Origin of the sequence: Bacillus xiamenensis, assembly GCF_001857925.1 — a bacterium.
Classification (GTDB): Bacteria; Bacillota; Bacilli; order Bacillales; family Bacillaceae; genus Bacillus; species Bacillus xiamenensis.
This window is the reverse complement of the sequence record NZ_CP017786.1, coordinates 2,167,227-2,193,583: the sequence shown is the minus strand read 5'-3', so window position 1 is coordinate 2,193,583 and position 26,357 is coordinate 2,167,227. Positions and strand designations below refer to the sequence as shown.

At 41.0% G+C, this 26,357-nt stretch carries 20 protein-coding genes and 1 other annotated feature; of the genes, 4 read left to right on the top strand and 16 right to left on the bottom strand.

The window, feature by feature from the left end; genetic code table 11:
• The first annotated feature begins 138 nt into the window (after window positions 1-138).
• Together BK049_RS11045 and BK049_RS11040 are read left to right on the top strand one after the other, a co-directional pair.
• The gene (locus tag BK049_RS11045; RefSeq protein ID WP_008358425.1) at window positions 139-2,283 is read left to right on the top strand and encodes an ArnT family glycosyltransferase; all 2,145 of its coding nucleotides are present in this window, start codon (window positions 139-141) and stop codon (window positions 2,281-2,283) included.
• 29 nt (window positions 2,284-2,312) lie between these two features.
• The gene (locus BK049_RS11040) at window positions 2,313-3,305 is read left to right on the top strand and encodes a glycosyltransferase family 2 protein (protein WP_008358427.1); all 993 of its coding nucleotides are present in this window, start codon (window positions 2,313-2,315) and stop codon (window positions 3,303-3,305) included.
• A 47-nt stretch (window positions 3,306-3,352) separates the two neighbouring features.
• On the opposite strand, the gene BK049_RS11035 is transcribed toward BK049_RS11040, so the two are convergent.
• The 6 genes from BK049_RS11035 to ctpB all read right to left on the bottom strand — a co-directional run bounded on the left by BK049_RS11035 (window position 3,353) and on the right by ctpB (window position 11,436).
• The gene (locus BK049_RS11035; RefSeq protein ID WP_008358429.1) at window positions 3,353-4,702 is read right to left on the bottom strand and encodes an amino acid permease; all 1,350 of its coding nucleotides are present in this window, start codon (window positions 4,700-4,702) and stop codon (window positions 3,353-3,355) included.
• A gap of 75 nt (window positions 4,703-4,777) precedes the next feature.
• Window positions 4,778-5,002, bottom strand: a binding site (T-box leader).
• A gap of 90 nt (window positions 5,003-5,092) precedes the next feature.
• On the bottom strand, window positions 5,093-5,767 hold the full coding sequence (locus tag BK049_RS11030) for an NAD(P)H-dependent oxidoreductase (RefSeq protein ID WP_008358431.1): 675 nt from the start codon (window positions 5,765-5,767) through the stop codon (window positions 5,093-5,095).
• A 440-nt stretch (window positions 5,768-6,207) separates the two neighbouring features.
• A complete protein-coding gene (locus BK049_RS11025; protein ID WP_008358433.1) occupies window positions 6,208-7,473 on the bottom strand; it encodes a pectate lyase family protein in 1,266 nt (421 codons plus the stop codon).
• 560 nt (window positions 7,474-8,033) lie between these two features.
• Entirely contained in the window at window positions 8,034-9,221 is a 1,188-nt protein-coding gene (locus BK049_RS11020) for a PDZ domain-containing protein (RefSeq protein ID WP_071168508.1), read from the bottom strand.
• A gap of 68 nt (window positions 9,222-9,289) precedes the next feature.
• Window positions 9,290-9,643, bottom strand: a complete 354-nt coding sequence (locus BK049_RS11015; protein WP_007500014.1) for a swarming motility protein SwrAA — start codon at window positions 9,641-9,643, stop codon at window positions 9,290-9,292.
• A 344-nt stretch (window positions 9,644-9,987) separates the two neighbouring features.
• Window positions 9,988-11,436 carry a carboxy-terminal processing protease CtpB gene (gene ctpB / locus BK049_RS11010; protein WP_071168507.1) on the bottom strand — a complete coding sequence of 483 codons (1,449 nt, stop codon included), beginning with the start codon at window positions 11,434-11,436 and terminating at the stop codon, window positions 9,988-9,990.
• A 153-nt stretch (window positions 11,437-11,589) separates the two neighbouring features.
• Between ctpB and BK049_RS11005 the strand changes: the two genes are divergently transcribed.
• The gene (locus BK049_RS11005; protein ID WP_071168506.1) at window positions 11,590-12,330 is read left to right on the top strand and encodes a sulfite exporter TauE/SafE family protein; all 741 of its coding nucleotides are present in this window, start codon (window positions 11,590-11,592) and stop codon (window positions 12,328-12,330) included.
• 48 nt (window positions 12,331-12,378) lie between these two features.
• On the opposite strand, the gene BK049_RS11000 is transcribed toward BK049_RS11005, so the two are convergent.
• From BK049_RS11000 to BK049_RS10980, 5 genes are all read right to left on the bottom strand, one after another.
• Window positions 12,379-13,641 (bottom strand): murein hydrolase activator EnvC family protein, encoded by a 1,263-nt coding sequence (locus BK049_RS11000; RefSeq protein ID WP_008358444.1) that lies wholly within the window; start codon window positions 13,639-13,641, stop codon window positions 12,379-12,381.
• A 115-nt stretch (window positions 13,642-13,756) separates the two neighbouring features.
• A complete protein-coding gene (gene ftsX / locus BK049_RS10995; RefSeq protein WP_008358446.1) occupies window positions 13,757-14,647 on the bottom strand; it encodes a permease-like cell division protein FtsX in 891 nt (296 codons plus the stop codon).
• Window positions 14,640-15,326, bottom strand: a complete 687-nt coding sequence (gene ftsE, locus BK049_RS10990) for a cell division ATP-binding protein FtsE (protein ID WP_008358447.1) — start codon at window positions 15,324-15,326, stop codon at window positions 14,640-14,642. The genes ftsX and ftsE overlap by 8 nt, the downstream gene beginning before the upstream one ends.
• 381 nt (window positions 15,327-15,707) lie before the next feature.
• Window positions 15,708-16,037 (bottom strand): cytochrome c551, encoded by a 330-nt coding sequence (gene cccB / locus BK049_RS10985; RefSeq protein ID WP_008358449.1) that lies wholly within the window; start codon window positions 16,035-16,037, stop codon window positions 15,708-15,710.
• A gap of 49 nt (window positions 16,038-16,086) precedes the next feature.
• Window positions 16,087-16,935 (bottom strand): YitT family protein, encoded by an 849-nt coding sequence (locus tag BK049_RS10980; protein ID WP_071168505.1) that lies wholly within the window; start codon window positions 16,933-16,935, stop codon window positions 16,087-16,089.
• Between the two features lie 189 nt (window positions 16,936-17,124).
• Here BK049_RS10980 and BK049_RS10975 point away from each other — a divergent pair, with 189 nt between their 5' ends.
• Window positions 17,125-17,859: an alpha/beta fold hydrolase gene (locus BK049_RS10975; RefSeq protein ID WP_071168504.1), complete on the top strand. Its 735-nt coding sequence runs from the start codon at window positions 17,125-17,127 to the stop codon at window positions 17,857-17,859.
• A gap of 214 nt (window positions 17,860-18,073) precedes the next feature.
• Here BK049_RS10975 and BK049_RS10970 read toward each other — a convergent pair whose 3' ends face one another.
• From BK049_RS10970 to BK049_RS10950, 5 genes are all read right to left on the bottom strand, one after another.
• Window positions 18,074-19,867, bottom strand: a complete 1,794-nt coding sequence (locus BK049_RS10970) for a M3 family oligoendopeptidase (RefSeq protein ID WP_071168503.1) — start codon at window positions 19,865-19,867, stop codon at window positions 18,074-18,076.
• A gap of 124 nt (window positions 19,868-19,991) precedes the next feature.
• A protein-coding gene (gene prfB / locus BK049_RS10965; RefSeq protein WP_145939408.1) for a peptide chain release factor 2 occupies window positions 19,992-21,093 on the bottom strand; the annotation gives its coding sequence in 2 pieces (ribosomal slippage) (window positions 19,992-21,020 and window positions 21,022-21,093; 1,101 coding nt in all).
• 67 nt (window positions 21,094-21,160) lie between these two features.
• Window positions 21,161-23,686: a preprotein translocase subunit SecA gene (gene secA, locus BK049_RS10960; RefSeq protein ID WP_071169223.1), complete on the bottom strand. Its 2,526-nt coding sequence runs from the start codon at window positions 23,684-23,686 to the stop codon at window positions 21,161-21,163.
• A gap of 199 nt (window positions 23,687-23,885) precedes the next feature.
• Window positions 23,886-24,449, bottom strand: coding sequence for a ribosome hibernation-promoting factor, HPF/YfiA family (gene hpf, locus BK049_RS10955; protein ID WP_008360166.1), 564 nt, complete (start codon window positions 24,447-24,449; stop codon window positions 23,886-23,888).
• A gap of 189 nt (window positions 24,450-24,638) precedes the next feature.
• Window positions 24,639-26,324, bottom strand: coding sequence for a methyl-accepting chemotaxis protein (locus tag BK049_RS10950; protein ID WP_071168502.1), 1,686 nt, complete (start codon window positions 26,322-26,324; stop codon window positions 24,639-24,641).
• Window positions 26,325-26,357: the final 33 nt, after the last annotated feature.

Below are 26,357 nucleotides of genomic sequence, written 5' to 3'. Positions count from 1 at the left end.
AATGTGAAACAGAACAGCTCATTTCAAGAGCTGTTTTTATTCATCAGAAAAATAAAGAATTGGCCTTTTTTTATTAACAATTTATTCATATTTGCTTGTTACACTTTTTTCAAGTAAAGAAAAAGGAGTGACACACTTTTGGTGAGACGTTTTCAGAAATTTGATATCTATTTATTTTTCATATTGATCTTATCTGCCATTTTAAACATTTATAACATTTGGAAAGATGATACGGTGAATGCCTATTATACGGCGGCAGTCACAAGTATGATGCAAAGTTGGCATAATTTCTTCTTTGCTTCGTTTGATCCAGCAGGTTATGTCACGGTGGATAAACCACCTCTTGCCTTCTGGCTGCAAACCATCAGTGCCAAAATTTTCGGACTGCATGGCTGGAGTGTAATCTTGCCTCAAGCTTTAGCTGGCATTGGATCTGTTTATTTAATTTATCGACTTGTTAAACCTACTTTCGGTCAGGCTGCTGCAAGACTTGCCGCACTGATTATGGCTTGTACACCTATCGCAGTTGCCGTATCTCGTACAAATAACATTGACAGCTTACTCGTCTTTATACTTTTACTAGCAACAGCCATGATGTTCAAGGCTGTAAAACAGCAAAAAGTGCTGTGGGCCATTGCTTCATTTGCGATGATTGGGGTCGGATTTAATACAAAAATGCTGCAGGCGTATATGATCGTACCTGCTCTCATCCTGTTTTACATCATTGCCTATCGAACGACATGGAAGAAGAAATTGCTTTCACTCATGATTTCAATGATTGTCCTATTAGGTGTATCTGCATCTTGGTCTATAGCAGTTGATCTTACCTCAAAAGACAATCGCCCTTATATGGGTTCGAGTCAATCCAATTCTGCTTTAGAATTAGCCTTTGGTTACAACGGCCTTCAGCGGCTGACTGGTCAACAGTCTGGCGGCGGTGGCGGGATGAGCGGTGGCTCAAGTGAGGGGCAAGGTCAACCACCTTCACAGCAGGGTGAACAGCAAAACGACAATGATTCATCCACTATGCCTCAGCCGCCATCTAATGGAAATCAAAGCAGCTCAGACAGCTCGGATCAATCTTCAGGTCAAACTCAGCCGTCTATGCAAGGGCCGCCAAGCAGTGCAAACGGCTCAACAGCATCTGAAATGCCTTCTGGAGGAGACGGAGGAGATGGCGGTAGCCCACCAAATGGTGGAGGCGGCAAGATGGGAAGCGGCTCTGGCATGTTTGGTACAGGAACAAAAGGGCCATTACGTTTATTCCAATCTGAATTATCCGATCAAATCAGCTGGCTACTACCATTTGCAATCTTTGGTGCAATTGGTATCTTCTTCTCAACAGCATTTGAAAGAAGACGTCTCAATACAAAACAAAAAGAAACACTATTTTGGTTAGCTTGGCTTATACCGGTCGCTGCATTTTTCAGTGTAGCAGGATTTTTCCATCACTATTACTTAATCATGCTGGCACCGCCAATTGCTGTATTAGCTGGAGCAGGATGGGTGTCTATGACTCAATTGTTCCAAACAGCAACCGGCTTTAAAAAATGGCTGCTTCCAACTGCTATTATAGTGACGACAGCATTTGAAATCTTTATCTTATCTACCTTTACAAGCACGATTGGTCTTGGATTAAGCATTGCAGTTGGTGTCATTGGCGTTGGAACCACCCTTGCACTGCTCTTGATAAAAGGGAAAGAAAAACTAAAACAATTGATGTCTCTCATCGCCATCCTTGGCATGCTGATCGCACCATTGTACTGGGCAAGCACACCTCTTCTTTATGGAGGAAACAGTATGCTGCCAGAGGCTGGTCCTCAGCTTGCAACTTCAAGTGGCAGCATGAGTTCACAAGTCAATGAAAAGCTGATCAGTTACCTTGAGAAAAACAATACAGGGGAAGAGTTCCTGTTTGGTACAACAGATGCAACCACTGCTTCGCCTTACATTATTAAGACAGGAAAAGCTGTTATGGCATTAGGTGGATTTAGTGGATCTGATAACATCCTTACGCTTAGTGAATTCAAACAGCTCGTCAAAGACGGCAAAATCAAATACTTCTATCTCTCTGAGATGAGAGGCGGAAGCTCTGACATTCTGAGCTGGATTCAAAAAAATGGGAAAGAAGTTTCTGCTTCTAAATGGCAGAACAGCACTACATCTAAAACGAATCAGCAAACAGGCAGCTCAGACAGCCAGCAATCGGAACAAAATAATCAGTCAAATGGACGAATGGGCGGAACGGAGAGCGGCACCCTTTACGAACTATCCGTTGATTAATTCATCTATTAAAAGGAGGAAAATGACTGATGGAAAAAAGCATAAAGTATTCTATTGTTGTCCCAGTCTATAATGAAGAACTTGTGATCCATGAATCGTATCAGCGCCTCAAAACTGTCATGGATTCGACGGGAGAAGCATATGAGCTTCTCTTCGTCAATGACGGTAGTATGGATCGAACAGCTGAACTGATTAAAGGGTACTGTCAGGAAGATCCTAATGTGAGACTCATTGATTTTTCTCGTAACTTTGGACATCAAATTGCGATCACGGCGGGAATGGATTATGCAAAGGGAGAAGCCGTCGTGGTGATTGATGCGGATTTACAAGATCCACCTGAATTGATTTTAGACATGATTGAGAAATGGAAGGAAGGCTATGAAGTCGTTTACGCAGTCCGCACCAAACGAAAAGGAGAAACGGCTTTCAAAAAATACACTGCTTCCCTTTTCTACCGAGTGCTGCGTCAAATCACCGAAGTAGATATTCCTATCGACACCGGCGACTTTAGATTAATGGATCGTAAGGTATGTCATGAAATGAGAAAAATTCGTGAGAAAAATCCATTTGTCCGCGGCTTAGTCAGCTGGGTCGGCTTCAAACAAATTGCGGTAGAATACGTTCGAGATGAGCGTCTAGCAGGAGAAACAAAGTACCCTCTCAAAAAGATGCTCAAACTCTCAATGGATGGAATCACATCCTTTTCCTATAAACCTTTAAAGCTAGCCAGCGTGGCAGGCATTACCCTTTCTGCTATTGGATTCATTTCTATGTTTGTTGTTTTATACTTAAAGCTTTTCACAAACAGCACCATCACTGGCTGGAGTTCATTAATTGTCATCCAACTATTCTTTAGCGGTATCATCCTCTTTATGTTAGGAATGATTGGAGAGTATATTGGCCGAATATACGATGAAGCAAAGGACCGGCCGCTTTATATCGTCAGGGAAAGCTATGGGCTTCAGGCAAAGCCTCACGCGGTTCAATCCCCTGTTCATTTCAAGCAATATAAACAGCATTAAAAAAAAGCGTGTGAGACCTTATAAAAAGATCTTGCACGCTTTTTAGATTAAACGGCAGTTTCAAACCGCTTTCTGTTGATGAAAAAAGAGAGTGTAATGAGTAGATAAATTCCCATTGTGACCATCGTTTGTACAATTGGTGTTGTTGATACAACGCCGATAAAAATAGCAATGATCGCAATGACAGAAAACCATGTCGTGAACGGATACAGCTTCACGCGATATCCACCTGGCTGTGCGACACTTCGAGATTTCAAATGACCGACTGCAATGATAAACCAGATGAACAGGACGGTATAACTTAAAGACCCCATCAAATAATTGAACGTTTGACTTCCCACAAAAAGAGAAATCAATACAGCTGCATACAATGTGGATGTACATACAAGGATGGCTCTGACAGGTACCTGCTGTTTTGACAGCTTAGAGAAGCCTTTCCATACACGTCCATCCATTGCCTGCGTATAGAGTACCCTTGATGAAGCATACAGTCCAGAGTTCATAGAAGACAAGATCGCTAGCAAGATGATGCCGTTCATGATATCACTGGCATACGGCACACCAATCGTTGCAAACACTGTGACGAATGGACTTACTTGCTCATTGTTTACTTGATTCCAAGGGATTAAGCTGACAATGATAAAGAACGGCAGTACATAGAAACCGATAATTCGGACAAACGTACTTTGAATGGCCTTTGGAATCACTTTTTCAGGATTTTTTGTTTCCGCTAGTGTGACCCCAATCATCTCAGTCCCGCCATATGAATAGACCACAACCAGCATTGCCGCAATTAAGCCGCCAGTTCCATTAGGGAAAAATCCTCCGTGGCCGGTTAAGTTAGATAGTCCCGGTGCCGCATGCTGTCCAAATGAGACAAACAGCATCGTTAACCCAATGATAATAAATAAAATGATGACAGCAATTTTAATAGAAGCTAACCAGTACTCCGTCTCAGCAAACATTTTGACTGAACACACATTAATCAATGTCACAACAAGTGAAATGATTAACACAAGCGTCCAAATCGGCACGTGAGGGAACCAGTATTGAATAAAGATCGCAGACACAATGGCTTCTGCTGCAATGTTCAGCACCCACATTTTCCAATAAATCCAGTCTAAGAAATAGGCTGGATATTTACCTAAGACAGGTTCTATTAAATCACGGAATGTTCTTGCTCCAGGTCGTGCAACGGTCATTTCGGCAAGTCCTTGCATAATAAATAATAAAATAAGACCACCAATCATATATGCCAAAATGACAGCAGGACCTGCAATATCAATGGCAGAACTGCTTCCTTTAAATAGACCAGCGCCGATTGCACCGCCAAGCGCAAGCATCATAATATGCCTTGACGTCATTGTTCGTTTTAACTGCACATGTTCCTTTTCCATTTTCTATAGCTCCTTTAAATTTGAATCTTCAGACAAATATAAGATAAAAGCATATAAAAAGGCCAGCCATCTCCTTGAAGAGACGACTGACCTTGCAACCGCGTTACCACTCTAATTGATTCAGCACGTGCTGAATCCAACTTAAAACCCGATAACGGAGGTCACACGTAAAGACTTACCATTCATTCAGTCTTACCGCTCTTTGAGCGAGTTCAATGATTCGTTTTACTGCGTTGCACCGACCCGCAGCTCTCTTAAAAAACGGATGTTCATCTACTATTCTCAAGTCAAAGCGTTTATCGTCAATTTGTATATTCACCAAAGATTTTATTTTTTAAATATACTGACTAACCACGCAATTGTCAACATCCTTTTTCAGACAAACGGCGATTAACGAATCCAAACGGCTACTTCATCCATCGGACGGCGCGTTTTGCCGCGCTTCGGTTCAGTGACACGATAACCAAAGGCTACCATCACAGAAATGTCGTATTGACCATCCTCAAGTAAACCTTCTTCTTCTAGGATACGATGTATTTCATCGTAGCTAAATCCTTCAACTGGGCATGAATCAATACCGATCTGTGCTGCAGCTGTCATCATATTTCCAAGGGCAATATACGTCTGCTTTGACGCCCAATCAAATAATGTACGGTCATTTTCAAGTAAATGAAGGTCGTTTTCTTGGAACTCTTTGTAGCGTTCCTTGACCATTTCAAACGTTTCATCTGTCATGCCTTTGATTTGCTTGTTGATATATTCTGCATAAGCGGAATCATAGCGGGCATCTGTTCTTGCCAGGATGATCACAAAATGACTGGCAGTGGGAAGCTGTTTTTGCGCGCCCCAAGTATATTTTTTTAATTTTTCTCTAAAAGCTTCATTCTGCACAACGAGGAACTTCCATGGCTCAAAGCCTACAGAGCTTGGAGAAAGTCTTCCTGTTTCTAAAATAAATGCAAAATCATCCTCAGGAATTTTTTTCGATGGATCGAACTCTTTTGTCGCATGGCGGAACTTATATGCTTCAATGATTTCCTTTTTTAGTAATTCTTTGTCTCTCATATCGTTCATCCTTTCACATGATTTTTGGCATATTATTTTTTACCATTATATTTGAAAAATAATCACCCTTTGGTGTGATGTCATATCGTTTATGTTAAAAGATATAACAACTGCATTCAAGTAAACTGCCTTTCAATCAATTTCTATCATTGTCACGTTCAGCATATCTTCATTTAAAACATAAGTTGAACAAATAAAAAAAAGAGGGAAAAAAACACCAGAATGACCACTTCCAAAAAAGGGAATTAAGTCTCTACTATCCAATCGATAAAAAAGATATCATTGTGTTGCTGGCGATTTTCTGAGATCGTCAGCTATGTGACACCCTTTTCTGCAAGAAGATGCAGAGGGGAAATGGGGCTTGGAAAGATCATCGAACATTATGAAGAACAAATTATCAATATGAAAAACCCTGACTATACCAGTCAGGGTCACGTTTTTCAGTTGATTTTACCTACACCAGCTTTTGATAGAACGTTTGATTTTACTTTCGTCACTGAATCTTTGGATAAAAATAAAGTAGGCGTCCAACCAACACTTGTTTTTAATCCTTGATTCGCACCAATTTTCTGTGTTAAAGAACCATTTAATAGAGTATCTGAATCCCGCAATTCAGAACCCGAAAGAATACTAATTACGTTCTTAGATGTCAAATTGGGTACATCGATCACATTGTTCTCTGCATAGATTTTCGAACTCTTTCCAATGCCCCAAGCATAACTGAAAGGATACTCTTTCGTGCTTAAACTACCTTTATAGTAGTTATTGTAAATATGAACTTTTCCATACCTGACTCTCGGTGCCCGCTGTACGATATTTTCAAACCGATTATGGTGAAGTGTCACTCTTAATTTCCCATCATCAATAGTATTTTTATCATTAGAGCCAATGGTCATAGCCTTATCATGATGATGGAAATGATTATAAGATAACGTAATGTAATCCGCTTGGTTTGTGATATCTAACAAGCCATCATGATGTTGATATTTCCTTCCGTAATATGAAGGGAATGTATGATCTTGTCTAGAGCCATCATTAAAAGTACAATGATCAATCCATACTTTCGTTCCCCCATTAATAGAAACGTTATCGTACTCTGAATTCCAATTTCCGTTTTTACCGTCCGTAGGATCCCACGATGGGAAGAAATCATATGCATCTTGAAATTGAATATTTCTTAAGATTACATTATTACTTTTGATAAGAAAAACGCCTCCGATTACTTTTGCGTTATTCCCCACACCAACGATCGTCGTATTTGACGGAATATCAATTTGAACACGTGCTTTCTGATTCAATTGAGAGCGTTTACGTGCCTCTTCTAATGTACCAGTCGGCTCCTTCTTCCCCCATGTTTTCGGATCATATTGTTTTAAGTATTTGTCAAAATCATATTTTGGGTCTTTATAATCGTTTAACCCAAGTTTTTTGAGCTTATCATCCACATTTAAATCAATGGTTCCCTGAATGTAGATTATTTTTGGTGTTGTATTGGTTTTAGAACCTAAAGCATTCACAAGAGTGTTTCGATTAGATACAGTATAAACATTTGCAGCTTTAGCAGCGGACCCTCCAGTAACTCCAGTTGACTTTGAGCCCCATCCATCATTTTTAGCAAGCGTTTCACGTCCGATGTCTGCTCCAAAAGCTATGTTCTCAAAGCTGAATAAAGACAATAACATCATAACTAACATTATTTTTTTCATTTTTTTCTCCCTATTATTTTTTGCACACGTGAACATAATTTAATTTTTTAGCAGCAGAGAGTTGTGCAATCCTGCATCTACTGCTTTCTCATTGGTGTTTGAAGAAAACAAATGATGATACAGAACAGCGTTTATTCATGCACCCCCGTTCATATACTGACAAATATAGCACCCTCGTGCAGACGGCACTATGTTCACTTATGATATCTTCAGCCTCTCACCTCTCTCTATTTTTATAAACATCATTATTACATATTTTCAAAAAATTACAATATATTTTACAATAAATACTTTTTTTATTTATTGTTTCCTTTTGAAGCCATCAAAAAAAGCTGCTATCTCTAGCAGCTTTTAGCGTGTAGACAAACCCTCGCATTCTTTGTCAGTCCTGTGTGCCGGTGCTCACGAATCTTAAATTCGCTCCGCGCCGGTACTCGTCCTTCCTAGACTGCAAAGGTTTTCAGATCACGCTGAAAAGAAGACAAAGGGCTAAAATCAAGATCATTTTAGCCCTTTGTCAACAATCTGAAAGCTGCTATCTCTAGCAGCTTTTAGCTATTTTAAGATGAAATCGCCGTTGGTTCTTGCTGCGGGTCATCCTTCACAAACAAGATACCAAGCTGATGATGCTCCCCTTCGTAAGAAGCTCGTTTCTCAAACCTTGTCTGACCATTTAGGCCAATGATCTCAAGCTTTGTCAAAGCACGATTGGTTTGAAGTGCTTCATAAAATTCTGAAACGGTTTTGACCTCGATTCCATTTACCTTTGTAATCATTTCCCCGATTTCAAGCTTTAAATCAGCTGCAGGGGTATTGGGAATGATGCCAAGCACCATCAGTCCTTGATTCCGCTTAGAGAAGAAGAACGGTGCAGCATTGTCATTGATCCTCTGCTTCCATGAAAGAAAGGCTCTTCCAACAATCGCTATTACAACAGCTCCCAGGGCAATAGGCTCAAACCAAATACTTGCAGCACCTAGTAAGGCAACAGCGAGTCCAAGCATCAGAATTCGTCGTGCCGTAATTTGAATACTGACAATTGGCAGCGAGCCTTGAATTCGCTGGCCGAAGCCGATGATATACGGAATCAGAATAAATGAAAAGCTTTGGTCGTGCACTTGAAGCACCGGCCACCATGGCAGGGTAGAAGTGAATTCACCTGCCGGCATCAGCAAAACAAGCGGTAAAAGCCACAGACGGTTTGCCCGCTGCTGGCCAATCAGAAGTCCTCTCGCACTCATCACCATTGCAGGCGATGTACGTAAATGCGCCGTTCGATATGCTAGAATTCCCTCGGTCATTAATAGGAGCCCTAACAGGATGACTACGGCTGAAGCATTCATCATTGAAAGCTGCGGCAGCCAAGAATGGTTCACTTGGAAGAACATTAGTCCAAATGCCGCAACAAAACTGAAACCGAGTGTGTATGCAGACGAAAGCGCACTCGCCTTAAAGAATAAAGAGAAAACGATGGTCATTGCTGCAATCAGCACGATGAATCCAGGCGGGAGGGATATCCCTAAGCCTACTGAAATGACAGATAGACAAATACCTAGAATCCATCCCTTTGAATATGTAAATTTTAGTTCATCGTAAACATCTTCTATTCTTGTTTGAAACGCTTTTCTCTCCCGCTTTACGCGGATGTAGCCATACAATAGGCTGATTAATATCATGAAATAAAAAAGAGGATGGATTAAAAACAGACCGACCGCTTTTAATCCGGCTCCCATCCACTCCGAGCTCATTATCGTTCACCGCCCAAGTCAAGCATTTTCTCTTATTCTATCAAATAAATCGATGCTTGACATCAGGTTTATTTCTCCTGATTCATCCAAAGTGTGACATTTGACAGTGAAAAATCCTTTAAATAGTGATTCACATCTACATCTAGTATGCCGCCGAGAAGCTGCATGGACCTCTTGATGTCGGTTAAGTTTATACCAAGTCTCTTATGATTATCCATTAAATAATTGAAGTATATCTCAGCACAGTCTTCATCGATTTCGTCGACTGATTCTACCGTTGTGTAATTGACCAAGTACCTGCTTAACAGCATGAGCAGACTTAATGCCTTTGTAGCGGAAAACGTCACATCTTTCGTACGACTCTTAAGCTCCTCTACCAACTCGTAATATTTTTTTTCTCTCACAATACTTGCCCTTTTCAATTGTGTACCCCCATTTACTAGTTCTTTTAAGAAAAGCGCAAACCTCGGTACAGCTTAATGCTTAAGCTGAATATCCGCAAAAAATAAAATATTTAAAATGAGTGCTACTTTTTATTGTAAGAATTATTTATGTAACATACAACTTTCAAAAGTTTCATTTTCATGACATGTTTAAATCAACAGAAAGTCTCTTATATAAATATGTTATCGGGTAAATTCGAAGGAATGTTATGTTTTTTGTAAAATAAATGAATATATTTCTCGATATAATTTATTTTTAAGAATAAATTATTACATGTTCGTGACACTTATGAACCAAAAAAAAGAGGCATTTATTCGCCTCTTTATTTTTTGAGATATAGTGCTTTTAGTGCAGTTTGCAGTTGAAGATCATTCTTTTCATAGGATTTCACTTCATCTACCATTTTGTTCATCATTTTCGCTGTCTTCAAATCAATGACACCTGATTTATCAAGATTGTATGTGCTTTGAAAAGCAAGTACGGCTTTTTTCGTTTCTTCGTCGAAATATCCATCTACTCTGCCTGGATCGAACGACAAGCCTTTTAGCAGCGTCTGAGCTTGTCTGACCTCTTCATTGTTCATATCAAGCTGAAGTGGTTCTTTTAGCTGAAGCGGGCCAACTGTGAAGTAATCTGGCTGATGAATCGCAATCGTCGGCACGACGCCTTTTTTGTGAATCCAATTGCCTTTTGGTGTCAGCCACTTATACAGCGTTAATTTAATGTTACTTCCATCTCCCATCGGAACTGCCTGCTGCACAGTTCCTTTCCCGAAGGAAACGTCCCCCACCACTTCATACTTTCCTGCTTCTTTCATCGCACCAGCAAGAATCTCAGAGGCCGATGCACTTCCTTTATCAATCAAGACATTGACCGGATAAGGTTTTGGTTCTTTTCGCTTTGAAAAATACCGTTTTCGATCGCCGTTCCGTTCTGCAATCTGAATATAAGGTTGATCCTTTGTGATAAAATGCTTCAAAATGTCTTCCACACTTTGCAGATAGCCGCCTGGATTTCCTCTCACGTCCAGCACAAGACCTTCCATGCCCTTTTTCTCGAGCTGATTCAAGCTTGCAGTGAAATCCTTCGCAGTATCTTCAGAAAAGCTGGAGATCGCAATATAGCCCGTTTTATGACCATTGACCTCTTTCATTGAAGCAGTCACTGTTTCAAGTGGAATTTCTTCTCGTTTGATATGGAACGTTAGCTCTTTCTCAATCCCATTTCGTCTAATTTTCAAGGCGACAGACGTTCCTTTTTTTCCTCTTATTTTCAGCACAGCATCGTTGAGGCTTTTTTCTTTCATCGTCTCACCGTCAATGCTGATAATTTCATCTTTCGGTTTAAGACCTGCCTTAGCCGCGGGGGATTTTTTAAAGGCAGAGACGATAATGATCTTCCCTTCATCCATCCCAACTTCTGCGCCAATTCCCTCAAAAGAGGAATCAAGCGAATCAGAAAATTGTTTTGCGGTTTGCTTGTCCATGTATACTGAATACGGATCATTTAAAGTTGAAAGCATGCCCTGAATGGCGCCTTCAAGCAGCTTTTGACGATCCACTTCCTCCACATATTCATTCGAAATAAGGTCATAGGCTTTCTCAATTTTCTCCATTCCGTTTTCCTTCGCCCGATCATTTGATTGAGCTTGTCCAGCCACTGCAACAGCCGCTTTCGGTGACTCCGCATGAGTTCTGTCTTTATACGTCATCACCCCTGCACTCATGATAAGAACGACACTTGCCATGATAGATGCGATTTGTTTTTTCATATTTTGCCTCCTTCTTCAACTCTTCCTGATGACCTGAGTTATTATATGCCAGAAGAAGGGATTTCATGTAAAGACATTCTCCCCGGAAGGCTTGACTAATCATTTCATTAGGTGTAATTTTTATTTTGGTATGATCGAGAAGGAGTCTTCGCTATGTATATTATTTTGACTATGCTTTTATTAGGAATTTTACTAGGGTTTGTCGGAGCTGGCGGAGCTGGTTTTGTCATCGCATTGCTTACGTTACTCTTTGATGTACCAATCCATACAGCACTCGGGACATCTTTAGCTGCTATGGCATTTACGACTTTATCTGGTGCATACAGCCACTACCGGGAAGGGAATATTCAGCTGAAATCCGGGTTGATTGTCGGTGCTTTAGCTTGTATTGCTTCTTTTGTGGGAGCAAAGATTGCTCCTTTTATTCCCGAGGAAAGCCTGCACTATTTAACAGCTGGTATGCTCTTTTTATCTGCTGTTTTTATGATGATCAAATTGTTTGTCCTGAATGAAGAAGCAGAGCAACAGCCGCTTTCTTCACGTCAATTGCTCATAAGGGGCATTATTTTAGGCCTTGTATCAGGTATGCTGTCAGGCATGTTCGGTATCGGGTCAGCACCATTTATCCAAGTGGGACTTTTGATTTTGCTGAGGCTGTCTATTAGACAAGCTGTTGGGACGACCATGCTTGTCATTATTCCAATCTCTATTGGCGGTGGAATTGGCTATATTTCAGAGGGGTATGTTGACTTTATCCTGCTCATTCAAATCTTAATTGGTACAGTATTAGGGGCTTTTATTGGGGCTAAATTCACACGCCTCGCACCGAAACTTCTACTGAAATCCGCTGTGCTTTTAACACCTATTATCGCCGGATTACTGCTGTTATTTTAATTTTATCTAGATGAAAAAAGCCGATAACAGAGTGTTATCGGCTTTTTGTTAGCGAATATATTGAGCTGGATTGACAGCATTTGATTTTGCGCCATTCCATAACCCTTTATGAATTTCAAAATGAAGGTGCTGACCATATGACCGGCCTGTGTTCCCCATATATCCAAGGAATTGCCCTTGCTTGACTCTCTGGCCTGTTGAAACACTTCTTGTTGACAGGTGAGCGTATACCGTTTGATACGTCTGTCCATTGATGTTATGCGTAATGAATACAACATTCCCATAGCTCGGCGAATAGCTTGAGTTCGTAACTGTTCCAGATGCTGCTGCCACAACAGATACTGTGCCTTTTGCCGCAATATCTAATCCGTAGTGCTGTCCACTAGAACGTCCGCCAAAGCCTGATGAGAATCGGCCTGCAGCCGGCTTAATGAAACCTGAGCTGCTTGCTGGTGTATCTGACACTTGATCAGATCCGCCATTTGATGCAGGTGCATTTTTTTCAGCAGCTGCTTGTTGTGCTTTTTTCGCTTCTTCTTTTTGACGGCGTGCCTCTTCAGACTTTACAGCCGCTTTCTGATTCGCTAAAATTTCTTTTTCATTTTCAAGCTTGCCCAGTTCATCATGTGCATGTTCTTTTTCTTCCGTTACATGACCAAGGACTTTTGCTTTTGCTTTTTGCTGTTTAGATAAATCCTTTTTCAGCGCTTCAAGCTCTTTCAGAGATGCTTCAAGTCCACTTAGCTGTTTATTTAGCTCTGCTTCTTTTTGCTCCACAAGCTTTAAATCATTTTCGTGTTCTGTAATCATGTCTTTATCTGCTTCGACAATGGTAGTGACAGCTCCAACACGACTCACAAAATCACTGAAACTGCGAGCACCTAGCAGCACATCTAAATAGTTGATCGTACCGCCGCTTTTTTGCATAGAACGAATGCGGTCTTTGAAAATCGCTTTTCTTTTTTCAATTCGCTCATTGATGACTTCAATGTCTTTTTTCAGTTTTTTGATCTCTTGTTTCGTCTTTTTGACTTCTTTTTCTTTTTCAGCGACTTTTTCAGTTGCAGCACTTACTTTTTGGTCAATCTTTTCAATCTCTTGTTTCAGCTTTGATTCTTTCTTTTCAAGCTTTGCCAGATCTGATTTCTTTTTCTTCAAGGTTGATTCAGTCTTCGATGTTTTCTCTTCGATTTGTTGACGTTTTTGATCTAGGTCTTCGTATGCGAATGCACGATTCTCGTTCCCTGGAATGTATAGCCACGTTGTTCCAATAAACGCTGCCATTCCAGCCATTATCAGCTTTCTTTTCAAAACGATCTTCCCCTCCCATGACAACTGCCTGCATAAAGATTCGACCGGATGAATTGGATCAACCGGTCACATCTTCTATAGAATCCTCGAGTGCTGCCATCAAAATAAAATAGATTTATACTTTCAAGAATTTACGGATGGACGTTAAACTTCCCCACACACCGATAACGGCACCGATCAATAGAAGGATCAGTGATACTTGATAGACAAACGGATTGTATGGAAGCATTGAAATAAATGAACCTTGTACCCTTGGCGCTACCCAACCGACAACATATTGATACGTGCCAAGCAATAGAGCGATTGGTATAATGGAACCAAATACACCAAGCAGTAATCCTTCAATGAAGAATGGCCAGCGGATAAACCAGTTCGTTGCACCTACTAGCTTCATAATCTCAATTTCTTTACGTCTAGCAAAAATCGTAATTTTGATCGTATTGGAAATCAAGAACATCGCTGTGAATAAAAGCCCAATAATGAGCGCGATGCCGACGTTACGTGCCACACCGACAACATTAAAGAGTCGGCTGACCTCTTCTTTTCCATAAGTGACTTTATACGTCCCTTTTAGGTTTTCTAACTTCTTCGCTACTTTTGGTGTATCGTGAGGGTCTGTTGTTTTCACAATAAACGCATCATTTAATGGGTTTTCTTGATCAACCAATCCCATGGATTGTCCATTTTCACCAAAGCTTTTAATCAGTGCTTTCAGTTCATCATCCTTAGATGAGTATTTCACATCACTGATTTCAGGAATCTTCTCAATTTCTGCTTTTAATTCATCCTGCTGCTTTTGATTCGCTGTTAATTCAATTAATACTTTTACTTCTACTTCTTTTTCAGCGTTCGATGCCATGTTATTCAAGTTGAGCATAATGACAAGAAAAACCCCAACTAAAATCAATGTGACAGTGACCGCACTAATTGAGGCAAATGTCATCCACGTGTTTCTTCCAAGTGAACGGAAGCTCTCACGTAAATGCCGCGAGAGAGTTTTAATCATAAATTCCGTACTCCCCTCTTGCTTCGTCACGCACAATCATCCCGTCTTCGATTGCGATGACGCGTTTCTTCATGCTGTTTACAATCTCTTTGTTGTGTGTCGCCATGACGACTGTTGTTCCGCGGTTATTAATCTCTTCGAGTGTCTTCATGATTTCCCATGAAGTATCTGGATCAAGGTTTCCTGTCGGCTCGTCTGCAATGACAACCTCTGGATGATTGACGATTGATCTAGCGATAGACACTCGCTGCTGTTCACCGCCAGACAACTGGTCAGGGAATTGGCGCGCTTTATGCTTTAATTGCACTAAATCGAGTACATCAAGCACTTTTTTCCTAATGATACTAGGCTGTTCACCAATGACTTCAAGGGCAAATGCCACGTTCTCAAACACTGTGAGAGTTGGAAGCAGTTTGAAATCTTGGAATACTACGCCTATTTCTCTTCTCACGTAAGGAATTTCTTTTTCCTTAATAGAGCCTAAATCTTTGTTATTAATTAAAATTTTCCCTTTGGTTGGCTTCTCTTCACGATACATCATTTTGATGAAAGTAGATTTACCAGCGCCACTGGGACCAACAACATACACAAACTCTCCTGGATGGATAGAGACATTGATTCCATTGATCGCCTTTACACCATTAGGATAGATCTTGTAGACTTCCTTCATTTCAATCATGTAATCACCTAATCTTTTCTTATTCGCTGACAAACAGCTTATCATGATGTTTTGACACTTCTCATCAAAAACGTTATGTATGTTCACGCACATACCTTTCGATACGCAAAAGCAATTTATGTCCTTTTCATCCAAAAAGATGAAAAAATTGAATCGTCTAAATTTCAACAACTCCAATTATACGTCATGATTCGACGCAATGGTATTACATTTATATTTCAAAACTTATAAATAAAAGGTAAATCGAACAAACAAAACCAAAAAACATGCCTTTTTACCCTTATTTTTTAAATAAAATTTAATATAATACGTTTTCATACTGTTCAAAAGTCTTTTTCTACATATAGAAAATAAAAAAACCTTGTCGATTAGACAAAGTTTTTATTTTTTCTCTGCAAGCCATTTGGCGACTTCTTTTGCTTGTTTTTCATCTACCATCCCGCTTGGCATAGACCCTTTACCGTTCTGTGCAATTTCTGCAATTTGGCTTTCATTATATTTCTTCCCGACTTCTTTCAGGCTTGGACCGCCTCCACCAGATAAGTCTTTTCCATGACAGCCAATACAGTTCTGCTGATAAACCTCTTCACCACTGCTCACAGTTGATGCACTTTTACTGCCTTCTTTGTCACTGCTACTTGAATTTCCTCCACAGGCCGCAAGTACAAATAGCATGGCCGCAAATAAAAGCGTTAATCCACTCTTTTTCATCTATTTCCCTCCCTTACGATCATTTGGTCAACGCTTATTATATCCTTGTTTACGCCCTTTTAAAACCCTCACCAAGCACCTCTTTGGCATCCATGACAATGACAAATGCTGATGCATCGATTGCTTTGACCACTTGTTTCAACTTTGTGAATTGTGACTGCCCTACAACACACATGAGAATCGGCCGTTCATGGTCGGTGTATCCCCCTACTGCTGAGATCTTCGTTACACCACGATCAATTTGATCAAAAACCGCCTGTCTCACCTCATCCTCATGCCCAGTAATAATCATGGCCATTTTCGAATGACTGAAGCCAGCCTGTACCACATCAATCGTTTTACTAGAAATAAACACGCCAATCACAGCGTACAATCCTTCTTCGATACCAAACACAGTCATCGCAGCCAGTACAATGAGGCCATCCATCATTGCTAAACATGTACCTAACGTCAGTCCTGTGTATTTATTGATGATTTTGGCAGCAAGTGCCGTTCCACCCGTTGAACCATTCCCGAGGAACACGAGCCCTATTCCGATTCCAATCACCACTCCGCCAAATATCGCTGCGAGCAGCGCTTCATGGGTCACAGGGGCAATATGTCTCGTTAAGAATACCATCAAAGGTAAAAAAACAGACCCAACAAGTGTCTTCACCCCAAATGTTCCGCCCAATAAATAAAAGCCGGCGATAAACAGCGGAATATTGAGGCCCCATTGTACATATGCTGCTTCGAAACCGAATGACTGCATAATGGTACTAATGCCACTCACACCTCCAGCGGCAATCTGATTCGGTAATAATAACGTATTAAACCCTATCGCCACGATGGCTGACCCTATGAAAATGAACAGATAGTTTTTCGCTTCAATCCAAAATTGAGAATGTCCCTGCTTCATGTCTTTCTTCCTCCGTTACTTCTGAATGCACACCTATTTTAAGCCCTCTTATTTGGATTGTAAATAACAGCCAAATGAAGTGCTAATGGATTAATACTTTATCACACAGCCGGATCAGCGTACTCATTACTTGGCATGAGAGGAAATGATGATATATTTAATATGTACATGAGAAAGAAGGGACATGCGATGAAGAAAATATTAAAAATCACTGGTATCACATTACTCGCACTGCTGATTTTAGCCTTTGGTGCTTTCTATACATGGAGCCGCTTTACATATGGACCATCTGAAGCATTAAAAAAGCAGGTGAACATCGAGCAGGTTGATCATCAAAACGGGGTTTATGCATTTGAAGCAGCTAAAAGCGATACTGGCATCATCCTGTACCCAGGTGCAAAGGTTGAACCTCTTTCGTACGCCTATCTCGGGAATGCGCTGATGAAGAAAGGCTATTCGGTCTTTGTCCCAGACATGCCATTTTCCTTTGCGATCTTCCATACAAAGAAAGCAGAAGATATCATCAAGGATCATCCAGCCATTAAGCATTGGTACATTGGCGGGCATTCACTAGGCGGGACAGCTGCCGCTATGTACGCAGAGAAAAATCAGAGCAAGCTTGACGGCCTCTTTTTCCTTGCCTCCTATCCAGCATCAGATGACTTGAAACAGGCTTCCTTTCAAGTACTATCTATTTCAGGCGAAAAGGACGGGCTAGCGACACAAGAGAAAATCAAAGAATCGAAAAAGCTGCTGCCGTCTCAAACGGTGTACCATGAGATAAAAGGCGGGAACCACGCGCAATTTGGCATGTATGGCAAACAAAAAGGTGATCAGCTTGCAAACATTCCAGCACTGACACAACAAAAAGATATCATTCAGACGATGCTTGAATGGTTAAAGCCAGCAAAAAAGCTCCCATAATGGGAGCTTTCGGATTGTTGACAAAGGGCTAAAATGAACTTTATTTTAGCCCTTTGTCTTCTTTTCAGCGTGAACTGAAAACCTTTGCAGTCTAGGAAGGACGAGTACCGGAGCGGAGCGAATGTGACATTCGTGAGCACCGGCGCGCAGGACTGACACCGAATGCGAGGGTTTGTCTACACGCTAAAGCTCCCATAATGGGAGCTTTCGGATTTTATTCTTTCGTCGCTGCTAAAAACGCTTCGGCATCTGCCACAGCCAGTGAAATCGCCTCTTCCCAAAATACTTTTTGAGTGAGGTCGACACCTAAATGCTTATAGGCCAGATCTTCTACAGTCATTGAAGCTGTATCCTTTAATAGCGCAATGTATTTCTCCTCAAACGATGCCCCGGCCTGCAATGCTTTCGCATAAATACCTAACGAGAACATGTATCCAAAGGTATAAGGGAAATTATAGAACGGGACACCTGTAATATGGAAATGCAATTTAGATGCCCAGAAATGCGGATGGTATTCATCTAAAGAGTCACCAAAGGCTTCCTTCTGCGCTTCTACCATCAGCTCATTCAAGCGGTCAGCCGACACTTCTCCATGTTTACGCTCTTGATAAAAGCGCTGTTCAAATAAAAAGCGTGATTGAATGTTCATAAAGAACGCCACACTGCGCTGAAGCTTATCCTCTAACAAACTGAGACGCTCTTCTTCATTTACTGCTTCTTTTAATGAAGCATCCGCCACAATCATTTCTGCGAATGTCGACGCTGTTTCAGCTACATTCATCGCATATTGACGATTCAGCATACGAACGTCTTGCATCACTTCCTGATGGAACGAATGACCAAGCTCATGTGCAAGTGTCGCTACATTGGACGGCGTCCCTGAGAAGGTCATAAAAATACGTGATTCCCCGCTGTCAGGGAAATTCGTACAGAAACCGCCCACTCGTTTGTTGGGACGATTCTCAGCCTCTACCCAGCGTTCATTAAAGGCTTTTTCAGTAAAGGCAGCAAGCTTTTTTCCAAACCCTGCGAAATGCTTAATAATAAAAGCAGCTGCGTCTTGATAAGAATAGGTCTTTGTCTCACTTCCAATTGGCGCTCCAACATCAAACCAGCTCAGTTTATCAACCCCAAGCATGTCAGCTTTGCGCTGTAAGTAATCAATGAATGGCTGTTTGTGTTCATCAATGACGGACCACATCGTATCGAGTGTTTCTTGTTTCATCCGGCAAATATCCAGAGGCTCTTTTAACATATGATCCCAGCCTCTTGCTTCATACACTTGTAAACGGAAACCCGCAAGATGATTGAGCGTGCTTGCAAATAAATGTTCATCCTGTGTCCAGGCATGCTCTAAATTATGATAAACGGCTTTTCTCACTTCACGGTCTGAATCATCCATCGCATTTTCTGCTTGGCCTACAGAGATCATCTGTGTTTCACCATTTTGCTCAAATGGAATGGTGATCTTATTCACTAAACTGGTATAAAGCTCCTCCCACGCATGATACCCATCTACCGCCAGCTTTTGAATCAGTGTTTCCTGTTCAACAGGCAGCAGATCCTTCACACGCTCTCTTCGTTCATTTAATATGTAGCGAACATCTGAAAAAGCAGCTGAATTCATCAATTCTTCCCACTTGCTAGTACGGATGGCAGCAAGTGATTGATCAAAGCGGGCAAGAATGGTTCCTAATTCAGCTGCCAGCTTGGCAATGGCCCCTCGAAGGCTCCCCGCCTTCATATCCTTTGTATTTTGAGATTGCAAACATGATACAAATGAACCTGCTTGTGATAGCTTTTTATATGTGATTTCATATGTTTCAAGGACAGACGTTAATCTGCTTTCAATCTGTGTATCTTCTTTTGAAAAGGCATCTACCTTTTGACGTAATTCATCTAATAGCTGATGGATGTGCTGTAAGTATGTCATCAATTCCGGTGAAGAACTGCCTCCTTTAAAAAAGGCATCTAAATCCCACGTCTCTTGTAATGGTTTTAATCCCAAAGTATTTCCCCCTTTATTTGCTAATTTCATCATACAAAGGATATAGAGTCAGTATGGCGTATGTATTCCTTTATATTCATTTTATTTTCTCATAATTAAAAAAACCCGGCAAGAAGCCGAGTTTTTATGATAATTTCGAACGTAAATAAGCATCAATGAATGAATCTAAATCTCCATCCATCACCGCTTGGACATTTCCCATCTCCGTATTGGTCCGGTGGTCTTTCACAAGGGAATATGGGTGGAAGACGTAAGAGCGAATTTGGCTTCCCCAGCCAATTTCTTTCTGTTCTCCTCTAATTTCATCCAATTCCGCCTGCTGTTCTTCGATCCGTTTTTGATAAAGCTTAGATTTCAGCATTTTCATTGCGCGTTCTCTGTTTTTGATTTGTGATCTTTCTGTTTGGCAAGTTACCACGACATTTGTTGGGATGTGGGTAATACGAACAGCAGAGTCCGTCGTATTGACGTGCTGACCACCAGCACCACTTGCACGGTACGTATCGACCTTAATATCCTCTGTACGAATATCAATATCAATTTCTTCATTGAATTCTGGCATTACATCACAGGAAACGAAGGATGTATGTCTACGGCCAGATGAATCAAAAGGAGAAATACGAACCAAACGATGGACACCCTTTTCTGCTTTTAAGTAACCGTAAGCATTATGTCCTTTAATCAGCAATGTCACAGACTTAATTCCGGCTTCATCACCTGGAAGATAATCAAGTGTTTCAACCTTAAAGCCTCTGCGCTCTGCCCAGCGGGTATACATTCTGAGGAGCATAGATCCCCAATCCTGTGATTCAGTCCCGCCTGCACCTGGATGAAGCTCAAGAATGGCATTGTTTTTGTCATACGGTTCGCTTAAGAGCAGTTGCAGTTCAAACTCGTTAAACTGTTTAGTTAAGCTCTTCAGCTCTTTTTCAAGCTCTGCATGAAGCTCCTCATCATAATCTTCCTTTAATAAATCATGCGTCATTTGCAGCTCTTCGTGAGATTCACTGAGCTCATGATATGTATTCACATAATCCTTCAGTGCATTGGCTTCATTGATGACACCTTGCGCCTTTTGCTGATCATTCCAAAAATCAGCTTCTGACATGGTCGCCTCAAGCTCTGCAATTTTTGCTTCTTTTGTATCGAGGTCAAAGAGACCCCCTAAAATCAGCTAGCCTGCTAGCCATATTTTCAAGTTCTTGTCTAATTTCTACTAATTCCATACCCTTCACCTCATAGATGTATAGGAGCTGACATGAATAGAAAGAGGTTTTCACCTCTTTCCATTACTTATTCTGTCTTCCCATGACAATTTTTATATTTCTTGCCGCTTCCGCAGTGACATGGTGAGTTTCGACCTATATCCACCACTTTACGCACCGGCTTTTTCTTCACTGTTTTCTCCTCATCACCCTCTTGAGGCTGATGAGCAGTTGTTTGACCTTGAACAACTTCCTCACGTTCTAGGTTGTTTTGGATTTCTGATTTCAGAACATATTTGGCCACGTCATCTTCAATTGAAGCAACCATATGCTCAAACATCGCAAATCCTTCCATTTGGTACTCACGAAGCGGATTGGTTTGCGCGTACGCACGTAAATGAATTCCTTGACGCAGCTGATCCATTGCATCAATATGATCCATCCACTTCGAATCTACCGCACGAAGAACGATGACTTTTTCAAATTCACGCATTTGTTCCTCGCCAAATGTCTCTTCTTTTGCATCGTATTTCTCTTTAATACGCTCCATAATGAATTCCGTGATCTCATCTGCTTCTTTGCCGAAGATATCTTTGACCGTAATGGCACCTTCATCTAAATAGTTCGTGTTGATTAATTCAACAAGACCATCTAGTTTCCATTCCTCAGGAAGCTCTTCTTTCGGCGTGTAAGAGCCAACAGCCCGCTCAATAGACGATTGAATCATGTTGATCACAATCGATTTTAAGTTATCAGAATCGATGACTTCAAAGCGCTGTTTGTAAATGACTTCACGCTGTTGACGAAGCACATCATCATATTGCAGAAGCTGCTTACGGGAATCAAAGTTATTCCCCTCAACACGTTTTTGGGAAGATTCAACAGCCTTAGACACCATTTTACTTTGAATTGGTGTAGAGTCATCCATGCCGAAGCGGTCTAGCATCGCCATTGTCCGCTCTGCACCAAATCGGCGCATCAATTCATCTTCCATCGATAGATAAAATTGTGTAACCCCTGGATCTCCTTGACGACCAGAACGACCACGGAGCTGGTTATCAATACGACGTGATTCATGTCGCTCTGTCCCAATAACAGCTAGACCGCCTAGTTCCTTCACACCTTCGCCAAGCTTAATATCTGTTCCACGTCCCGCCATGTTTGTCGCAATCGTGACGGCACCTTTTTGCCCAGCTTCCTCGATAATTTGTGCTTCACGCTCATGGTTTTTCGCGTTTAACACTTGATGAGGAATGCCTTTGTTTTTCAGCATCTTAGAAATCAGCTCTGATGTCTCAACAGCAACGGTTCCGACAAGAACTGGCTGCCCAGTCATATAACGCTGTGCCACATCCTCAGCCACTGCTTTAAATTTCCCATCCATTGTGCGGTAAATTAAGTCAGGTCTGTCATCACGAATCACTGGTTTATTGGTCGGGATTGTCACAACCTGCATATTGTAAATGTTACGGAATTCCTCTTCTTCCGTTTTCGCTGTACCTGTCATACCAGATAATTTTTCATACATACGGAAGTAGTTCTGGAACGTAATCGTTGCAAGTGTCATGCTTTCATTCTGCACTTCAAGACCCTCTTTTGCCTCGATGGCTTGGTGCAGACCTTCACTATAGCGGCGTCCTTTCATTAAACGTCCTGTGAAGGAGTCAACGATAACGACTTGGCCATCTTCCACGACATAATCCACGTCTTTTTGCATCGCAACATGTGCCTTAAGAGCTTGCGCGATGTGGTGGTTAAGAGCCACATGTTTCACATCAAACAAGTTCTCGATGCCGAATGCTTTTTCCGCCTTCGTCATTCCGCTTTCAGTCAGCTGTACACTTTTTGTTTTAATATCATAAGTGAAATCGTCTTCTGCTTTTAACGTACGAACAAATGCATTTGCTTGTACGTAAAGCTTTGTCGATTTTGCAGCTTGTCCAGAAATAATCAAAGGTGTTCTCGCTTCATCAATTAAGATGGAGTCAACCTCATCAATGACGGCATAATGAAGGGGTCTTTGAACCATTTGCTCTTTGTACAGCACCATGTTATCTCGTAAGTAGTCAAAGCCAAGTTCATTGTTTGTTGAATACGTAATATCAGCAGCATACGCTTCTCTTTTTTCATCTTTGTCTAAACTGTTTAAGTTCAAGCCAACCGTTAATCCAAGAAATTCAAAAATCTTGCCCATTTCCTGCGCATCACGGCTTGCCAAGTATTCGTTGACTGTCACGATGTGGACGCCTTTTCCAGTAAGAGCATTCAAATAAACAGGCATTGTTGATGTCAACGTTTTACCTTCACCTGTTTTCATCTCTGAGATGTTGCCTTCATGAAGCGCAATCCCCCCCATGAGCTGCACCTTAAACGGGAACATTCCTGTCACGCGGCGGGATGCCTCGCGAACCGTTGCAAATGCTTCAACCAAAAGGTCGTCTACAGATTGTCCTTTTTCAAGTTTTTCTTTAAATTCGATTGTTTTATTTCGTAAAGCCTCGTCAGATAATTTCTCGAAATCTTGAGCGAGAGCTTCAATTTCATTTGCCTTTTTTTCGTATCGGCTGATCGTACGTTTCGTAGGATCAAACACTTTGTTTAAAATTCCAAGCATATAATAACGCTCCTCTATTTTCATGCAATTTTTCGGCATGTCCAAAAGTTTGACAGGTCCATATTTACCTGCATTTATCATACCATACCTTCCTTGATTTCCAAAGAATTTGCAATGATTTAGAACAAAAAACCCGCCCCTAATGAAGGGAACGGGTTTACTTTTTTTAGGTTATTTCCAAACCAGCTGAAGCTGATGATTAAGCGTTTGGCTCAATGAGTCCATATTTACCGTCATTTCGACGATAGACCACGTTGGTCAAATTTGTCTCAGCATTTGTGAAGACAAAAAAGCTGTGACCTAACATGTTCATTTGGAGAATGGCCTCTTCGCTATCCATTGGTTTTAAGTTGAACCGTTTTTGTCTGACGATTTCTGTTTCATCCACTTCTTCGTCATCTTGAACTGCTACATCGGCAGCACCATTTCCCCCAGCAAATAAATGCTTTTTCGCACCTTGCTCGCGGAATTTACGGTTGACTTTTGTTTTGTGTTTTCTAATTTGACGTTCTAATTTACTGGCTGCTAGGTCTACTGCATTGTACATATCCTCATTATGCACCTCTGCTCGAAGTGCTAGATCAGTCATTGGAATGGTAACCTCAACTTTAGATTCTTGATCGTTGTAAAACTTCAAGTTTACGTTGACTGAAGCATCAACATCTGACTCAAAATAACGCTCCAGCTTTCCAATTTTTTTCTCGACATGATCTCTTAGTGCAGGTGTTACTTCGATGTTTTCTCCTCTAACATTGTAATTCATGTAAAGAACGCCTCCTTTAAAATTAAGGATATGTAAACCTATTTCTACTTTTCCCTCCTTTTCTCCTGCTCAAACGTAAAAAAAATGTGAATTTTTATTGAAATTTGTCGAATCCTGCGGTGCTTCAACTTTTGCTTGATAGGTGATGAATATATATTCGAGTGATTCTTGAAAAAGACCAGCTTGCTTTTAAATCTTGAAAGATGAGATAGATGTTTTCAGTGATTGAGACAAGGACTTTAAATCTTCTGCTGCTGCTTTCATTTCTTCATTCGCCGCTAATGATTCTTCAACAGCCGCCGACATATACTCTGTCTCTTCTGAGTTCCGTTTAGCCCCTTCTTCAATGACACCAACTGTTTGAGAAATTTCCTCTGTACTAGCTGAAATTTGCTCTGTAGTGGCTGACAGCTCCTCTGCTTTCATGGAAATATCTCGGATCGATTCCAGAATGTCATGAAAGCTCTGTTCAGACAATTGCGATACTTTCACACCTTCTGCTACATCTCGTTCCACCTTCGTCATAGAATGTGATGACCTTTCAGTATCTTTGTTCACGTTCGCGAGTAATTGACTAATTTGATCTGTCAGCTGACTCGATTCTTCCGCCAGCTTTCTGACTTCATCTGCAACAACCGCAAAGCCTCTGCCGTGTTCCCCAGCCCTTGCCGCTTCAATGGCTGCGTTTAAAGCAAGCAAATTCGTCTGGTCTGCAATAGCATGGATATTCCCTAACAGGTCTTGGATGCCGGTAAACTGCACTTGTACATTGGCCATTGTGGAATGGTGTTCATTCACAGATTCTTTAATAGAGCTCATTTGTTTCACAAATTGTTGAATGAGGGATGCACCCTCTTCAGCCTTTTCAGTCACTGAAATTGAGTGACCCGAAACATCAGATGTATGTTCAGCCGCATTATGCATGCCGGTTGAGACTTCTTGAATGGCAGAGGCCACTTTTCCAACTGCTCCCGATTGTTCACGTGAAGCTTCACTGACCTGTTCAATCGAGCTAGACGTCTGTTCACTAGCCGATATGGTTTGACTGATGGTTTCTTCAAATTGAGTAGCAGAATCAGCCAGCTGCCTTGATCCGTTTTGCACCTGTAAAATCAACTGACGTAAATGAGTTGTCATTTGGTTAAAAGCTGCAGCGAGCTGACCAATCTCGTTTGTAGAGGTTACTTCAATCTCTTCAAGTGTGAGATCACCATCTGCCATCCTTCTGGCAGCATGTGTGACAGAGACAATCGGTTTTGTCATTCGACGGACGAATCTGACCCCAATGATCAAAAAGCCGACCACAATTGCTGCGCTGACAAGAATGAGTGTCAGCAATAATTGATTACTTTCTTGGTTGAGCTGACTGATTTTTTGATCACGCTGTTTCAGTTGGGTTTGGGCAAATTCTTGTGTAAAGGTATGTATTTTTTGTTCGATAGGCTGTAATTCTTGCGTGAGGCGGGTGTTGAATTCTTTTTGATTTTGCATATTCAGTGAATTAAATAATCGATTCGTTGAGGTATAGTAAAGATAATTCTTTTCGGAAATTTGATCTAATAGATTTTTTGCTTGTTTAACCGTGCTAAGTTTTGATGCTTCAGTTGTTTTCTTATTAATATCTTCATATGTTTGCTCAATTTTCTGTAAATTTTCAGCGTCTTGCACAACCACATATGTTTTGATTTGTGCTTCCTGCTTTTGCAGCAATGTCTCTAATTCCAGTGAGGTCTGATACAGCTTTACTTCTTTGCTGAGGAGTGCTTTATAGGATTGATCTGTTTTGTAATAGATGAAGCTTGAAAATCCTAAAATACTGACAAACAATACACATATGACAATAAGCCCAAATAAAAATTGATTTTTTAGTCTCATAAATTCCTCCGAATGGTCTGAATTGAACAAAAA

What these genes read in the sequence shown, in the direction of transcription:
- hpf (WP_008360166.1), bottom strand. Translation starts at nt 24,449, where the DNA reads ATGAATTACAATGTTAGAGGAGAAAACATCGAAGTAACACCTGCACTA.
- ftsX (WP_008358446.1), bottom strand. Translation starts at nt 14,647, where the DNA reads ATGATTAAAACTCTCTCGCGGCATTTACGTGAGAGCTTCCGTTCACTT.
- BK049_RS11025 (WP_008358433.1), bottom strand. Translation starts at nt 7,473, where the DNA reads ATGAAAAAAATAATGTTAGTTATGATGTTATTGTCTTTATTCAGCTTT.
- BK049_RS10975 (WP_071168504.1), top strand. Translation starts at nt 17,125, where the DNA reads ATGAAGAAAATATTAAAAATCACTGGTATCACATTACTCGCACTGCTG.
- ftsE (WP_008358447.1), bottom strand. Translation starts at nt 15,326, where the DNA reads ATGATTGAAATGAAGGAAGTCTACAAGATCTATCCTAATGGTGTAAAG.
- BK049_RS10950 (WP_071168502.1), bottom strand. Translation starts at nt 26,324, where the DNA reads ATGAGACTAAAAAATCAATTTTTATTTGGGCTTATTGTCATATGTGTA.
- BK049_RS11040 (WP_008358427.1), top strand. Translation starts at nt 2,313, where the DNA reads ATGGAAAAAAGCATAAAGTATTCTATTGTTGTCCCAGTCTATAATGAA.
- BK049_RS11020 (WP_071168508.1), bottom strand. Translation starts at nt 9,221, where the DNA reads ATGAGCTCGGAGTGGATGGGAGCCGGATTAAAAGCGGTCGGTCTGTTT.
- BK049_RS11005 (WP_071168506.1), top strand. Translation starts at nt 11,590, where the DNA reads ATGTATATTATTTTGACTATGCTTTTATTAGGAATTTTACTAGGGTTT.
- cccB (WP_008358449.1), bottom strand. Translation starts at nt 16,037, where the DNA reads ATGAAAAAGAGTGGATTAACGCTTTTATTTGCGGCCATGCTATTTGTA.
- BK049_RS11030 (WP_008358431.1), bottom strand. Translation starts at nt 5,767, where the DNA reads ATGAGAGACAAAGAATTACTAAAAAAGGAAATCATTGAAGCATATAAG.
- secA (WP_071169223.1), bottom strand. Translation starts at nt 23,686, where the DNA reads ATGCTTGGAATTTTAAACAAAGTGTTTGATCCTACGAAACGTACGATC.
- BK049_RS10980 (WP_071168505.1), bottom strand. Translation starts at nt 16,935, where the DNA reads ATGAAGCAGGGACATTCTCAATTTTGGATTGAAGCGAAAAACTATCTG.
- ctpB (WP_071168507.1), bottom strand. Translation starts at nt 11,436, where the DNA reads ATGAAAAAACAAATCGCATCTATCATGGCAAGTGTCGTTCTTATCATG.
- BK049_RS11035 (WP_008358429.1), bottom strand. Translation starts at nt 4,702, where the DNA reads ATGGAAAAGGAACATGTGCAGTTAAAACGAACAATGACGTCAAGGCAT.